Origin of the sequence: Hydrogenophaga sp. (genome assembly GCF_022844385.1) — a bacterium.
GTDB lineage: Bacteria > Pseudomonadota > Gammaproteobacteria > Burkholderiales > Burkholderiaceae_C > Hydrogenophaga.
The window spans coordinates 1-14,713 of the sequence record NZ_JALHLX010000088.1 but is presented as its reverse complement, the minus strand read 5'-3'; the positions used below and the strand labels follow the sequence as shown (position 1 = coordinate 14,713).

10 protein-coding genes and 2 tRNA genes are annotated in these 14,713 nt (G+C 63.7%); 1 reads left to right on the top strand and 11 read right to left on the bottom strand.

Annotation, left to right across the window (positions count from 1 at the left end):
• Nucleotides 1-35: 35 nt before the first annotated feature.
• From Q0C59_RS13885 to Q0C59_RS13840, 10 genes are all read right to left on the bottom strand, one after another.
• A tRNA-Gly gene (locus tag Q0C59_RS13885) sits at nt 36-111 on the bottom strand.
• Nucleotides 112-209: 98 nt separating this feature from the next.
• Nucleotides 210-2,642 (bottom strand): endopeptidase La, encoded by a 2,433-nt coding sequence (gene lon, locus Q0C59_RS13880; RefSeq protein ID WP_291216464.1) that lies wholly within the window; start codon nt 2,640-2,642, stop codon nt 210-212.
• Between the two features lie 100 nt (nt 2,643-2,742).
• Complete coding sequence (clpX, locus tag Q0C59_RS13875) at nt 2,743-4,008, bottom strand: ATP-dependent Clp protease ATP-binding subunit ClpX (protein WP_291216462.1); 1,266 nt, start codon at nt 4,006-4,008, stop codon at nt 2,743-2,745.
• 115 nt (nt 4,009-4,123) lie between these two features.
• Nucleotides 4,124-4,741 carry an ATP-dependent Clp endopeptidase proteolytic subunit ClpP gene (clpP, locus tag Q0C59_RS13870; RefSeq protein ID WP_291216460.1) on the bottom strand — a complete coding sequence of 206 codons (618 nt, stop codon included), beginning with the start codon at nt 4,739-4,741 and terminating at the stop codon, nt 4,124-4,126.
• Between the two features lie 185 nt (nt 4,742-4,926).
• On the bottom strand, nt 4,927-6,237 hold the full coding sequence (gene tig, locus Q0C59_RS13865) for a trigger factor (protein ID WP_291216458.1): 1,311 nt from the start codon (nt 6,235-6,237) through the stop codon (nt 4,927-4,929).
• 82 nt (nt 6,238-6,319) lie between these two features.
• Nucleotides 6,320-6,406, bottom strand: a tRNA-Leu gene (locus Q0C59_RS13860).
• Nucleotides 6,407-6,515: 109 nt separating this feature from the next.
• Nucleotides 6,516-7,181: an aspartate/glutamate racemase family protein gene (locus Q0C59_RS13855; RefSeq protein ID WP_291216456.1), complete on the bottom strand. Its 666-nt coding sequence runs from the start codon at nt 7,179-7,181 to the stop codon at nt 6,516-6,518.
• A 13-nt stretch (nt 7,182-7,194) separates the two neighbouring features.
• Complete coding sequence (locus tag Q0C59_RS13850) at nt 7,195-9,765, bottom strand: TRAP transporter permease (protein WP_291216454.1); 2,571 nt, start codon at nt 9,763-9,765, stop codon at nt 7,195-7,197.
• A gap of 122 nt (nt 9,766-9,887) precedes the next feature.
• On the bottom strand, nt 9,888-10,874 hold the full coding sequence (locus tag Q0C59_RS13845) for a TAXI family TRAP transporter solute-binding subunit (protein WP_291216453.1): 987 nt from the start codon (nt 10,872-10,874) through the stop codon (nt 9,888-9,890).
• Between the two features lie 142 nt (nt 10,875-11,016).
• On the bottom strand, nt 11,017-12,375 hold the full coding sequence (locus Q0C59_RS13840) for an aspartate aminotransferase family protein (RefSeq protein ID WP_407066563.1): 1,359 nt from the start codon (nt 12,373-12,375) through the stop codon (nt 11,017-11,019).
• Nucleotides 12,376-12,527: 152 nt separating this feature from the next.
• Here Q0C59_RS13840 and Q0C59_RS13835 point away from each other — a divergent pair, with 152 nt between their 5' ends.
• The gene (locus Q0C59_RS13835; RefSeq protein WP_291216451.1) at nt 12,528-13,796 is read left to right on the top strand and encodes a D-amino acid dehydrogenase; all 1,269 of its coding nucleotides are present in this window, start codon (nt 12,528-12,530) and stop codon (nt 13,794-13,796) included.
• Here Q0C59_RS13835 and Q0C59_RS13830 read toward each other — a convergent pair.
• Nucleotides 13,756-14,655: a LysR family transcriptional regulator gene (locus Q0C59_RS13830; protein WP_291216449.1), complete on the bottom strand. Its 900-nt coding sequence runs from the start codon at nt 14,653-14,655 to the stop codon at nt 13,756-13,758. The genes Q0C59_RS13835 and Q0C59_RS13830 overlap by 41 nt on opposite strands.
• Nucleotides 14,656-14,713: the final 58 nt, after the last annotated feature.

Below are 14,713 nucleotides of genomic sequence, written 5' to 3'. Positions count from 1 at the left end.
ACAAAAAAGGGAAGCAGAGCTTCCCTTTTTGAATCTGGAGCGGGAAACGAGACTCGAACTCGCGACCTCAACCTTGGCAAGGTTGCGCTCTACCAACTGAGCTATTCCCGCATTTTTCAGCATTTTTATCTGCTGTTCCGCTTGTCTGCCGGAAACCGAAATTCTACATCAGAAATCGGCCCTCTTTCAAGCCCCCTGAAATTTTTTGATCAGTGTTTCACCGCGTCCTGCCCGGGCGTGGGCGCACGCGTGGAAGCCGCCGCAATCTGCGCCGCCACCTCTTCGTCGGTCAAGGGAACGGGCTGGCGTTCGAGTGCAATCGCCAGCACTTTGTCGATCCATTTCACCGGCACGATCTCCAGACCCTGCTTGACGTTGTCCGGAATGTCGGCGAGATCCTTGACGTTCTCTTCGGGGATGATCACCGTTTTGATACCACCGCGCAGCGCAGCCAGCAGCTTCTCTTTCAAGCCGCCGATCGCCGTGACCTCGCCACGCAGGGTGATCTCACCCGTCATGGCCACATCGGCCCGCACCGGAATGCCGGTGATGGACGACACCAAGGCCGTGGTCATGGCAGCTCCCGCGCTCGGACCATCCTTGGGCGTCGCGCCATCCGGCACGTGGATGTGGATGTCGCGCTTGTCGAACTGCTCGTCCTTGATGCCCAGCATGCGGGCACGGCTGCGCACCACCGTGCGTGCAGCTTCCACCGACTCCTTCATCACGTCACCCAGCGAACCGGTGCGGGTGATGATGCCCTTGCCCGGCATGATCGCAACCTCGATGGTCAGCAGATCGCCCCCCACTTCGGTCCACGCCAGACCGACCACCTGGCCCACCTGGTTCTGGGCCTCGGCACGGCCGTAGCTGTACTTGCGCACACCCAGGAAATCGTTGAGGTTTTCGGCGTCCACGATCACCGTGGGTGTGTATTTCTTGAGCAGCAGGCCCTTGACCACCTTGCGGCAGATCTTGGAGAGATCTCGCTCCAGCGAACGCACGCCGGCTTCGCGGGTGTAGTAGCGCACGATGTCACGCACGGCCTCTTCCTTCACCTCCAGCTCGCCCTCTTTCAGGCCGTTGTTCTTGAGCTGCTTGGGCAGCAGGTAACGCATGGCGATGTTGGTCTTTTCCTCTTCGGTGTAGCCCGAGAGGCGGATCACTTCCATGCGGTCCAGCAGGGCCGGTGGAATGTTCATCGAGTTCGAGGTCGCCACGAACATCACGTCGGACAGGTCGAAGTCGACCTCCACATAGTGGTCACCGAATGTGTGGTTCTGCTCGGGGTCCAGCACTTCGAGCAATGCGCTGGAAGGGTCGCCGCGGAAGTCGGTGCCCAGCTTGTCGATTTCGTCGAGCAGGAACAGCGGGTTGCGCGTGCCCACCTTGGTCAGGCTCTGCAGCACCTTGCCCGGCATGGCGCCAATGTAGGTGCGGCGGTGGCCCCGGATCTCAGCCTCATCGCGCATGCCGCCCAGGGCCATGCGCACGTACTTGCGCCCGGTAGCCTTGGCCACCGACTGCCCGAGCGAGGTCTTGCCCACACCGGGTGGGCCCACCAGGCACAGGATGGGCGCCTTGACCTTGTCCACGCGCTGTTGCACAGCAAGATACTCCAGGATGCGGTCCTTGACCTTCTCAAGGCCGTAGTGGTCTTCATTGAGCACCGCCTCGGCGTGCGCCAGGTCGTGCCTGATCTTGGTCTTCTTGCTCCAGGGCAGTGCCACCAAGGCGTCGATGTAATTGCGCACCACGGTGGCCTCAGCCGACATGGGCGACATCAGTTTGAGCTTCTTGAACTCGGCATCGGCCTTCTTGCGCGCTTCTGCGGGCATTTTGGCGGCCTTGATCTTCTTCTCGATCTCCTCGATGTCCGCGCCCTCTTCGCCTTCACCCAGTTCCTTCTGGATCGCCTTGACCTGTTCGTTCAGGTAGAAGTCGCGCTGGTTCTTTTCCATCTGGCGCTTCACGCGACCACGGATCTTCTTGTCAACGTTGAGGATGTCGACTTCGCGCTCCAACTGCTCGAACAGGTTTTCGAGTCGCTTGTTGATCGGGTCGAGGTCTAGCACGACCTGTTTGGATTCGAGCTTCAGCGGCAGATGCGCAGCAATCGTGTCGGCCAAGCGACCCGGATCGTCGATGCTGGAGATCGAGGTGAGGATCTCGGACGGAATCTTTTTGTTGAGTTTGACGTACTGGTCAAACTGCTGCATCACCGCGCGACGCAGGGCCTCGAGTTCGTTGGACTGTGTGTCTGCACGCTCGACCGCCGGGTCCACCGGGCTCACGCTGGCGATGAAATGGCTCTCGCCGTCGCGGATGGCAAGCACCTTGGCCCGCTGCACGCCTTCGACCAGCACCTTCACGGTGCCGTCAGGCAGCTTGAGCATCTGCAGGATGGTGGCCACGCAACCCATCTCGAACATGTCATCCGTCGAAGGCTCGTCCTTGGCCGCGGCTTTTTGTGCCACCAGCATGATGCGGCGCTCGGACTCCATGGCGGATTCAAGCGCCTTGATGCTCTTGGGGCGACCCACGAACAACGGAATGACCATGTGCGGGAACACCACCACGTCGCGCAGGGGCAGCAGCGGGAGTTCCACCGGGGAGCTGGGGAGAGGAGTTTGTCCGGACATTTCAACCTCGACTAAAACGGGTAACTGGGGTTGGTGCGGGCGATATCAACCGGACGCATCGCTGGGGCGCTGTCAGCAGCGCCCGTGGTTGCAGGCCTGTTCAGGCCTGCTTGGCCGCCTCGCGGTAAACCAGCAGAGGTGGCTTGTTTTCGTCGATGGTGGATTCGTCCACCACCACCTTTTCGACGTTGTTCATGCTCGGCAGGTCAAACATGGTGTCGATCAAAGCGTTTTCCAGAATTGAGCGCAGTCCGCGCGCACCGGTCTTTCGAGCCAGTGCCTTGCGTGCAATCGCTTTGAGCGCGGCCGGACGCACTTCCAGCTCGGCGCCTTCCATGGCCAGCAGACGGGAGAACTGTTTCACCACCGCGTTCTTGGGCTCGGTGAGGATTTCGACCAAAGCGTCTTCGCTGAGTTCCGACAGCGCGGCGATCACGGGCACGCGACCGACCAGCTCGGGGATCAGGCCGAACTTGATCAAATCTTCGGGTTCGATCTCCTTGAACGCTTCGGTCAGGCTGCGCTGCTTCTTGCTCTTCACCGTGGCCCCAAAGCCGATGCCGGAGGCCTCGGTGCGGTTCTCGATGATTTTTTCCAGGCCGGCAAACGCTCCACCGCAGATGAACAGGATGTTGGTCGTGTCGACCTGCAGAAAGTCCTGGTTGGGATGCTTGCGGCCGCCTTGCGGCGGCACCGATGCCATGGTGCCTTCGATGAGCTTGAGCAAGGCCTGCTGAACGCCCTCACCCGACACGTCGCGGGTGATGGACGGGTTGTCGGACTTGCGCGTGATCTTGTCGATTTCGTCGATGTAGACGATGCCCTGTTGAGCGCGCTCGACGTCGTAATTGCAGCTCTGCAGCAACTTGGCCACGATGTTTTCAACGTCTTCACCCACGTAGCCGGCTTCGGTCAGGGTGGTGGCGTCCGCCATGACGAACGGCACGTTGAGCATGCGCGCCATGGTCTGGGCCAGCAACGTCTTGCCGGAACCCGTGGGCCCGATCAGCAGGATGTTGCTCTTGGCCAGCTCCACATCGTCTTTGCGGGCGGTCTGCTTGTGGCGCAGACGCTTGTAGTGGTTGTAGACCGCCACGGCCAAGGCACGTTTCGCACCCTGTTGGCCGATCACGTAGTTGTCGAGGTTGGACTTGAGGTCGGAGGGCGTGGGCACATCTTCGCCCGACGCCTTGACGGACTCAAGACCCGGCAACTCGTCACGGATGATGTCGTTGCACAGGTCGATGCACTCGTCGCAAATGAACACCGAGGGGCCGGCGATGAGCTTTTTGACCTCGTGCTGGCTCTTACCGCAGAAGGAGCAGTAGAGCGCTTTTTCGCTGGAGGTCGCTTTTTTGTCGGCCATAGAGGGGCGTCAGGTGAGTCAGTGAGAACAATGATAGATCAAGCCTTGCGGGGGCCAAACCCGGGAAAAGCACCTTTATGGGCACTGTCTCCCGCTTTTGGCTGACCCGTCGGGCTCAGGTCGCGCTCGGGCGCTTGTCGATGACTTTGTCGATCAGGCCGTATTCGGCCGATTCGGCTGCAGACATGTAGTAGTCGCGCTCGGTGTCGCGGGCAATGCGGTCCAGCGGCTGGCCGGTGCGCTCGGCCAGGATCTTGTTGAGCTGCTCGCGGGTCTTGAGGATCTCGCGGGCCTGGATTTCGATCTCGGTGGCCTGACCACGGCTGCCGCCCGACGGCTGGTGGATCATGATCTTGGAGTTGGGCAACGAGAAGCGTTTGCCCTTGGTGCCCGCCGCCAGCAGAAAGGCGCCCATGCTGGCCGCAAAACCGCAGCACAAGGTCGAGACATCGGGCTTGATGAAGTTCATCGTGTCAAAGATCGCCATGCCGGCGCTCACCGAGCCGCCGGGCGAGTTGATGTAGAAGGAAATGTCCTTGTCCGGGTTCTCGCTTTCCAGGAACAGCAACTGCGCCACCACCAGATTCGCCGAATGGTCGTTGACCTCACCCACGAGGAAGATCACGCGCTCTTTGAGCAGGCGGGAGTAGATGTCGTAGGCGCGCTCACCACGGCCCGATGTCTCGATCACCATGGGCACCATGCCCAGGCCTTGAATATCCATTGCGCTCATGCGTTTCTCCATGTGTTGTTGCATTGCCGTCTCACTACTGTAACCAACCCACTGTGGCCGTATTCACACAAGGGCGATGGGCGTTGAAGCCCCCCCGGAAACACCGGTTGTTCGCACGTGGGGTTCAAACCGGCGAAAAAAAGGGCGGATCGCTCCGCCCTCTGCGATCCGACCCGGCGGGTCGATCAGTTCTGCGCCATCAGCTCGTCAAAGCTGACCGCCTTTTCCGTGATCTGGGCTTTGGACAGGACGAACTCGGTCACGTTGTTTTCAATCACGATGGCTTCGACTTCGGCCATGCGGCGGTTGTCGCCCTGGTACCAGCGCACCACGTCGGCAGGCTTTTCGTAGGAGGCAGCCAGTTCTTCGATGTGGGCCTTGATCTGCTCGGGTTTGGCGTGCAATTCGTTGGCTCGCACCAGCTCGGCGACCACCAGACCCAGGCGCACGCGGCGCTCGGCCTGCGGGCGGAACAGCTCTTCGGGGATCGGGGCCTTCTCGGCGTCTTTCACGCCACGCTGCTTGAGGTCGGCGCGGGCGCCTTCCACCAAGCGGTCGAGTTCGGACTGCACCACCGACTTCGGCAGGTCCAGCTCGGACACGGCCACCAGCGCGTCCATCACGGATTGCTTGTTGCGAGACTGCAGGCGGAACTTGACTTCGCGCTCCAGGTTCTTCTTGATGTCTGCGCGCAGGCCTTCAACCGTGCCGTCGGCAATGCCGAGCGACTTGGCCAGGGCTTCGTCCACTTCGGGCAGGTGGGCGGCCTCCAGCTTGTTGACCGTGACCAGGAAGTCGGCGGTTTTGCCGGCCACGTCCTTGCCGTGGTAGTCCTCGGGGAAGGCCAGCGGGAAGGTCTTGCTCTCGCCCTGCTTCATGCCGCGCACGGCGTCTTCGAATTCCTTGAGCATCTGGCCATCGCCCACGATGAACTGGAAGGCTTCGGCCTTGCCGCCTTCAAACGGCTCGCCGTCGATCTTGCCGGCGAAGTCGATGGTGGCGCGGTCGCCGTCCTGGGCGGCCTGGTCTTGCGCGCGTTGCGCGAAGGTGCGGCGCTGCTTGCGCAGGATGTCCAGGGTGCGGTCGATGGCAGCGGCGTCGACGTCGGCCGAGACTTTCTCCACAGCAGCGGTGGTCAAGTCACCGATCTTGACTTCGGGATACACCTCGAACACGGCGTCGAAGGTCAGCTCGCCCTCGGGCGCGCCTTCCTTTTCGGTGATCTTGGGCTGACCGGCCACGCGAAGTTGTGCTTCGTTGGCGGCGGTGGCGAAAGCCTCGCCGACCTTGTCGTTCATCACTTCGTAGTGCACCGAATAACCGTAGCGCTGGGCAACCACGTTCATCGGCACCTTGCCGGGACGGAAACCGTCCATCTTCACATCGCGCGCCAGGCGCTTGAGGCGATTCGACACCTCGTTCTGGATCACAGTGGCCGGCAGCGACAGCGTGATCTTGCGCTCGAGCTTTTCCAGGGTTTCAACGGTCACGGTCATGGTTCTCTCCAAAAGGGTGATGCCCAAAAATTGCGGTCCGGCCAGCCAGTCTGGACGAACCGGGGAATGCATGTGTCTGTGGTGGTGCGCGGGGGGGGACTCGAACCCCCACACCATTGCTGGCGTCAGGACCTAAACCTGGTGCGTCTACCAATTTCGCCACCCGCGCGCCTGGTTGGGGGTGTCCGGCTTGGCGCATGGGGTGTCTGCGCTGCGCCTTGTCCTCCTCACGGCAACCCTAGATTGTAGCCCTTGCCTGCGGGCAGCCCGGCTGCGGCTCAGGCTCCCAGTCGATGGCGCAACATGCGCACGGCGCTGCCCGGCGTGGTGAGCACGGGCAGGTCTACCGCCCGGTGCACCGCCATTTGTGCGCGCGCCATGCTGAACTGGGCCAGCGCAATCACGTCGCAACCCTGGCTGGCCAGCCAGCGCGCGGCTTCAACCACCCGCGCGTCGTGGTCTGCCGTGTCGCCCCGGTTGAGTGCTTCGAGCGCACCCTCGGCCAGACGGGTGACCAGTTCGGTGCCCGCCGGAAACTCCGGCGGCATCGATTCGAGCGTGGGGCCAAAGGACGCGATCAACCCGATGCGCCCGCCATGCCCAACGGCATCGGCCACCATGGCTTCGTTGGGCTTGAGCACCGGCATGCGGAGCCGGCGCGCCGCCGCTGCCTCGATGCACGGTCCAAAGGCGGAACAAGTGAACAGGATGGCATCGGCGCCCGTTCGTTCGGCATAGGCCGACAGATCCTCGAACCGCTGGTGCATGACGGCGTCAAGCCCCCTGCCGTTGCGCGCCAGGTCGGCCGAAAGACTGTCGTCGAGCAGGTTCATGCGAACCGCTTCGGGCCAGCGGCGCTCCAGTTCTTCGTTGATGGGCGCCACCGAGTGCGCCAATGCGTGGATGAGCGCAATCCGGGGCGCGGGCTGATCCTTGGACGTCATGGAGGGACCCACTTCAGCGCGGGCGACGGGCGCGCTGGGCGACCACCACCGCGGCGAGCAGCAGCAGGCCCGGAATGAAGAACCACTCTTTGGCCGGTCTGTTGGAGGGCACTTCCAGCGACGTGATGCGGAAGCCCTGCTCAATGCCCAGCTTCTCCGCCACGCTGCCGAACTTCACGCCCATGACCGACAGGCTCTCGCCATCGTTCATCACGGTCAGACCCGCACTGGACAAACGCTTCGTCGCGTCGCCGGGCTCGCCCAGCGGGATCAACACCCCCTTGCGCACATCGTCCCCGTTCATGTTCATGCCTTCGATCCAGACCCTTTTACCGGTGTTGGCTGGCGCGTCGGCTATCACTTGCGACATCGCCGCACCTTTGACCTCATCGAAGGGCGGGTAAATCATGTCCATCCAGAAGCCGGGGCGGAACAAGGTGAAACACACCAGCAGCAGGGCCACCGACTCGTACCAGCGGCTCTTGACGATGAAGAAACCCTGCGTAGCGGCAGCAAACACCAGCATGGCTGTGATCGCGATGACCACCGTCAGCACCAGGTGCGGCCAGCTGTCCAGGCCAATCAGCAACAACTGTGTGTTGAAGATGAACAGGAACGGCAGGATGGCCGTGCGCATGCTGTAGTAGAAGGCCGTGATGCCGGTCTGGATGGGGTCGTGCTTGGCGATGGCGGCTGCCGCGAACGAAGCCAGACCCACGGGAGGCGTCACGTCGGCCATGAGACCGAAGTAGAAAACAAAGAGATGCACGGCGATCAAGGGCACGATCAGGCCGTTCTGGGCACCGAGTTCCACGATCACTGGCGCCATGAGGGTGGACACCACGATGTAGTTGGCAGTGGTAGGCAGGCCCATCCCCAGAATGAGGCTGATGACCGCCACCAGCACCAGCATGAGCATGAGGTTGCCACCCGAGAGCAGCTCGACCAGTTCGGTCATGACCAGGCCCACGCCCGTGAGCGAGACCGTGCCCACGATGATGCCGGCCGCTGCGGTGGCCACGCCGATGCCGATCATGTTGCGTGCGCCGGTCACGAGGCCATCGATCAGGTCATTCCAGCCTTCTCGCGCCTGGGCCAGAAATCGGTGATCGCCCCGGAAGAACCCGGTGATGGGTTTCTGCGTCAGCATCACGAACACCATGAACATGGTGGCCCAGAAGGCCGAGAGCGCGGGCGACAGGCGCTCGATCATCAGGCACCACACGAGCACCACCACGGCCAGCAGGTAGTGCAGGCCCGACTTCACGGTGGGGCCGGTCTCGGGCAATTCGAACACCGGGGCGTTCGGGTCGTCGAGCTCCAGCACCGGCTGGCGCGAGCCGAACCAGAGCAACGCAATGTAGGCCGACAACAGCAAGGCGCCAATCGCCGGCACGGCCGCTTCACCGAGCGCCGACTTGAAGAAGCCGATCACGTAGTAGGTGATGCCGGCCAGCACGATGAAGCCGGTGACCGTCATGAGGAACGAGACCAGGCGCTGTGACGCGGTGCTGGTGCCGCGGCGGGGCAGTCCCTCCATGTTGGCCTTCAGGGCTTCCAGGTGCACGATGTAGAACAGCGCGATGTAGGAAATGATCGCCGGCAGAAAGGCGTGTTTCATGACTTCGACGTAGGGAATGCCCACGTACTCCACCATGAGGAAGGCCGCCGCGCCCATCACCGGCGGCATGATCTGTCCGTTGACCGAACTCGACACTTCCACAGCGCCGGCCTGGTCGCCGCGGTAACCCACACGCTTCATGAGCGGGATGGTGAAGGTGCCGGTGGTGACCACGTTGGCGATCGACGAGCCGGAAATGATGCCGGTGGCCGCCGACGAGACCACGGCCGCCTTGGCCGGGCCGCCGCGCATGTGGCCCAGCAGGGCAAACGCCGACTTGATGAAGTAGTTGCCGGCGCCGGCCTTGTCGAGCAGGGAGCCGAACAGCACGAACAGGAAGATGAAGCCGCTGGAAACCCCCAGCGCCACGCCATAGACGCCCTCGGTGGTGAGCCACTGGTGGGTCATGGCCCGGTCCAGCGAGGCGCCCTTGTGCGCAATCAGGTCGGGCATGTAGGGTCCGGCGAAGGTGTAGCCAAGGAACACCAGGGCTACGATCACCATGGGCAGGCCCAGCACGCGCCGGGTGGCTTCCAGCAGCAGGACCACACCGACCACGGCGGTCCACACGTCAACCGGCAGCGGCATGCCCGGGCGGGTGGCCAGTTCGCGGTAGAAAACAAAAATGTAGGCGGCGGCGTAGGCGCCCGCGATGGCAAATACCCAGTCCAGCAACGGCACGCGGTCGCGCGGCGAACGCTTGCTGGCCGGATAGGCCATGTAGGCCAGGAAGACGGCGAAGGCGAGGTGGATGGCCCGCGTCTGGGTGTCGTTGAGCACCGGCATCAGGTTGGACACCAGGTACGGCAGTGGCGAGGCGATCCAGAGCTGGAACAGCGACCACACCAGTGCCACACCCATCAACAGCTTGGCCACCACCGGGCCCGGCTGCCGCCCACCCGTGTCGTTCTCCTCCACCAGCTTGTTGACATCGATCTCGGCGACGTTTTCTTTTGCGCTCACAGGACGGTTCCTTGCGTTGGATTGAAGTGCGGAGTCTGGGACGGGTCGGTATCTTCAGGAAGCGAAATCGCCCCATGTCGGGGGGACCAACATGGGGCGACGGGAGAGAGCGGATCGGGGAATTACTTGATCCAGCCCTTTTCCTTGTAGTACTTGGCTGCACCGGTGTGCAGCGGTGCCGACAGGCCGGCCTGGACCATCTTCTCGGGCGTCAGGCCCGCGAAGGCAGGGTGCAACTTCTTGAACTCGTCGAAGTTGTCGAACACGGCCTTGACGAACAGATAAACCTCGTCATCCGACTTCTTGGACGAGGTCACCACCGTGGCCAGCACGCCGTAGGTGGAGAGCACATCGGCCTGCGACGGGTAGGTCTTGGCGGGGATCTTGGCGTCCGAGTAGAACGAGTTGGCGGCCACCAGCTTGTCGATCGGGGCACCGGTGATGTTGACCAGCTGCGCACCGCAGGTGGTCATCGGGTCCTGGATGTTGGCGCTGGGGTGACCGACCACGTAGAAGAAGGCGTCGATCTTGTTGTCGCACAAGGCTGCGCCGTGCTCGTCGGGCTTGAGCTCGGACACGGCCGAGAAGTCGCTGCCCTTGAGGCTGGCGGTCACCAGCAGTTCGTCCACCGACGAACGTGTCCCGGAGCCAGGGTTGCCGATGGCCACGCGCTTGCCTTTGAGATCGGCCAGGCTCTTGATGTTGGCTTCCTTGCGGGCCACCAGCGTCAGTGGCTCGGGGTGCAGGGAGAACACGGCGCGCAGGTCGGGCACAGCCTTGCCGTCAAACGCCTTCACGCCCTTGACGGCATTGAACTGTGCGTCCGACTGGGCCACGCCGAAGTCGAGGTCGCCGCCGTTGATGGTGTTGATGTTGGCCACCGAACCACCGGTGGACTCCACCGTGCAGCGGTAACCGTGCTTGGCGCGGTCCTTGTTGATCAGGCGGCAGATGGCGCCACCGGCCACGTAGTACACGCCCGTCACGCCACCCGTGCCGATGGTCATGAACTTCTGCTGCGCCTGCACCGACGAGAGCGGTGCCGACAGCACCAGGGCGGCTGCCACGAGCGAGAGGCGGGATGCGGAAGATTTCAGAAAGGTTTTCATGCTGACTCCTGGGGTGGTGAAAAGGGCCGGCTGGATACCGGTCCGGGTGCGCGGGAAAGCCGGTGATGCTACCTCGCCTGAAGGTCGATGCTCACCGGGTTTGCCCATGGTTTTCTGAACACTAATGGACAAGTAGCCGTACTTATAAGGCATTCATGCCCCCAACCGACCGGTCAATGGCGGCGCCCAGCAGCGCGACGATGCGCTCCAGCTCGGCCTCGGTGGCAATGAACGGCGGCGCGAGCAACACATGATCACCACAGCGCCCATCCACCGTGCCGCCCATGGGATAGACCATCAGCCCGCCCGCCATCGCTTCGCGCTTGATGCGGGCATGCAGTTTCAGCGCGGGGTCGAACCAGGCCTTGTCCTGCCGGTTCGCCACCAGCTCCACACCCCGGAACAGGCCGCGTCCGCGGATGTCGCCCACGTGGGGATGGCTGTCAAAGGCCTGGTGCAGCAAGGCCTGCAGTTGCTGCCCGCGCTCGCGCACCTGGGCCAGCAAGCCATCGCGCTGGATCACGCGCTGCACGGCCAGCGCGGCAGCGCACGCCACCGCATGGCCCAGGTAGGTGTGGCCGTGCTGGAACAGACCGCTGCCCTGCCGGAACGCGTCCACCACCCTGCCCTGCGCCAGCACCGCGCCGATGGGTTGGTAACCACCGCCCAAACCTTTGGCGATGGCGAGCAGGTCGGGCACCACGCCTTCCTGCTCACAGGCGTGCAGGGTGCCGGTGCGGCCCATGCCGCACATGACCTCGTCCAGGATGAGCAGGATGCCGTGCCGGTCGCACAGCTCGCGGATCGCCTTGAAATAACCGGGCACCGGGGTGAGCACACCCGCAGTGGCGCCCCCCACAGTCTCGGCCACGAAAGCCATCACGTTCTCGCCACCCAGGCGGTCAATCGCATCGGACAGCTCGGCTACCAGGCGCTGGCCATACTGTTCGGCGGTTTCGTCGTCGCGCCGGTGGCGGTACTCGTAGCACGGCGCCACGTGGGTCACGTCGATCAACAGTGGCTTGAACTGCTCGCGCCGCCAGGCGTTGCCGCCCACGGCCAGTGCCCCGAGCGTGTTGCCGTGGTAGCTCTGTTGTCGTGCAATGAAGTGACGCCGCTGCGGCTGACCGATCTCCACGAAATACTGGCGCGCCATCTTCAGGGCCGCTTCCATGGCCTCCGATCCGCCGCTCACGAAATACACATGGCTCATGCCGGGCGGGGCCGTCTCGATCAGCAGGTCGGCCAGTTCCTCGGCCACCTCGGTGGTGAAAAAACTGGTGTGTGCATAGGCGAGCTTGTCGATCTGCGCGTGCATCGCGGCGATCACATCGGGATGGCCGTGGCCCAGGCAGGACACGGCAGCGCCGCCCGAAGCATCAAGGTAGGTCTTGCCCCCCGCATCGGTGAGCGTGATGCCCCGACCGCTCACAGCGGTGGGGAGTTGGTGACTCAGCTGGCGGTGAAAGACACGGGAACCGGGCAGGCTGGATACGGGCATGGAACAAACAGGCGGGTTGACAAGCAGCCAGTGTAGGCAGCGCTGGCCTCCTGGAAAAATGCCTTTATGGCAGCGATCCATGACTTTGCGGCATGGGTGATTTCGCAGTCGGCATTTTTCAGAAGCCATGCATCTGCCTACAGTGGCTCTCCATGCACAACCGCTCTCAACCCCCCCTGCATGTCTGCGTCCTCGGCGCCGGCATCGTCGGCCTGGCCACCGCCTGGCAGCTGCTGCGAGATGGCCATGCCGTGACGGTGGTCGACAGCGCGCAGGCCGGCTCCGGTGCGAGCGCGGCCAACGGCGCACAACTGAGCTACGCCTACGTGCAGCCCCTGGCCGACCCGGGCATCTGGCGCCAGTTGCCCAAGCTCCTGCTGGCCAGCGACTCCCCCCTGAAGTTGCGGCCACAGATGGACCCACAGCAATGGGCCTGGGGCCTGCAGTTTCTCGCCGCGTGCCGCGCCAGCGTGTCCGCCAACACCACGACCGCGCTGTTGACCCTGGCGGCGGAAAGCCGGGCTGGCTTCGAGCGATTGCTCGCCCAGGAAAACATCGACTGCGACTTTTCCACCACCGGAAAACTCGTGCTGCATTCGGATGAAGCCGGCTTTGCCGCTGCTCGCAGGCAGATGGATCTGCAGCGCGCCCTGGGCACCGTGCAGCACGCCCTGTCGCCCACGGAAGCGGTTGCTGTCGAACCCGCCCTGAGTGGCTACGCAGCGCGCTTTGCAGGCGCCATTCACACGCCGGGCGAATGCGCGGCGGACTGCTTCAAGGTGTGCCAGGAATTGCAGCGTCTGCTGCAGGCGCGCGGCGTGCGTTTCATCTTCAACACCCCCGTCACCCGGCTGGTGCGCAGCAAGGGACGCATTCACTCGGCAGAAACCCCGAACGGCCCGATCGAGGCCGATGCGTTCGTCGTGGCGCTGGGCTCGGCCTCACAGGCGCTTGCCCGCCCCCTGGGACTCAACGTGCCCGTGTACCCGCTCAAGGGCTACAGCATCACGCTGCCCGCCACGGCGGCCTCGCCCCGCGTCAACGTGACGGACGTGTCACGCAAGGTGGTGTTCGCCCGCATCGGCGAGCGCCTGCGCGTGGCCGGCATGGCCGAGCTGGTGGGGCACGACCGGACCATTGATCCTGGACGGATCCAGTCGCTGCTGGCGAGCGTGCGCGATGTCTTTCCGCAGATGGAGCCCTCCGCCGAGGTGAGCCCCTGGGCCGGCCTGCGCCCCGCCACCCCCACCGGTCTGCCGGTGCTGGGCCGCCTGCGCGGATCGCCGTCCAACCTGTTCTTCAACACCGGCCACGGCGCGCTGGGCTTCACGCTGGCCTTTGGCAGCGCCGAGCGGGTGGCGCGCGAACTCTCGGCCTCGTTCAGCCCAGCTGCTGCAGGGCTTGCTGCATGCAGCGTGTGAAGGCACGCGTGGTCAGCGAATTCGGCCGGGCCGTGGGCCGCAGCATGTGCACCGAGGTGGCGATGGCCGGCTCCAGCGTGAGCACATCAACCCGCTCCCGATCGGCTGAAGCCGCCGTGCACCCTTCCACCATGGCAACGCCCACCCCGTGGTGGGCCAGCGCCAGGGCCACGTGGTAGGTCTGCACCGTCATCACTTCGTTGAGCCCGGCGCCCGCCTCGCGCACGGTGTGGGCCAGCAGCATGCCCAGCGGGTCCTGTCCATCGAGCGCGATCACCGGCAATTTTGAGAGTTGCGCCAGCGTGATCGTGCCGCCCTTGACCTGTTTCGCGCTCAGCAAACCTTTGGGCACCACACACTCCACGCGCCGTTCGGCCAGACGCTCCTGGGCCAGGGTCGGGTGCGTGACGGCGTTGAACACATAACCCACGTCGGCCTCCTGCAACACCAGCGACGACACGATCTGCGGTGAATGCAAAGCCTCGTGGTGCACCACCACCGCCGGGTGTTTTTCGCGGAAAAGGCGCATGGCCAGCGGGAACACCTCGTAGCTGAGCGCCAGCACGGTGAGCACCCGCAACTCCCCCTTGCCGCGTCCGGCCTTCAGGCTGGCCGAGAGGCGCTGCACTTCGTCGAGCTGGGCAAACAGGCGTTCGATGTGCGGGTAGAGGGTCTGCGCTTCAACCGTGGGCTTGAGTCGTCCGCCGACCCGTTGGAACAGCTGGAAGCCCAGTTGCAGCTCGGCATGCTGCAAGGTGCGGCTGACCGCCGGCTGCGTCACATTGATCATGCGGGCGGCAGCACTGACGCTGCCGGTCTGCATGACGGCGTTGAAAACTTCGATGTGTCTTAGGCGCATGAGGCTATTGTTGTCCAGGCCTCTTTTTCTCCGGCGGGTCCGGTCATCGGCGGCCACG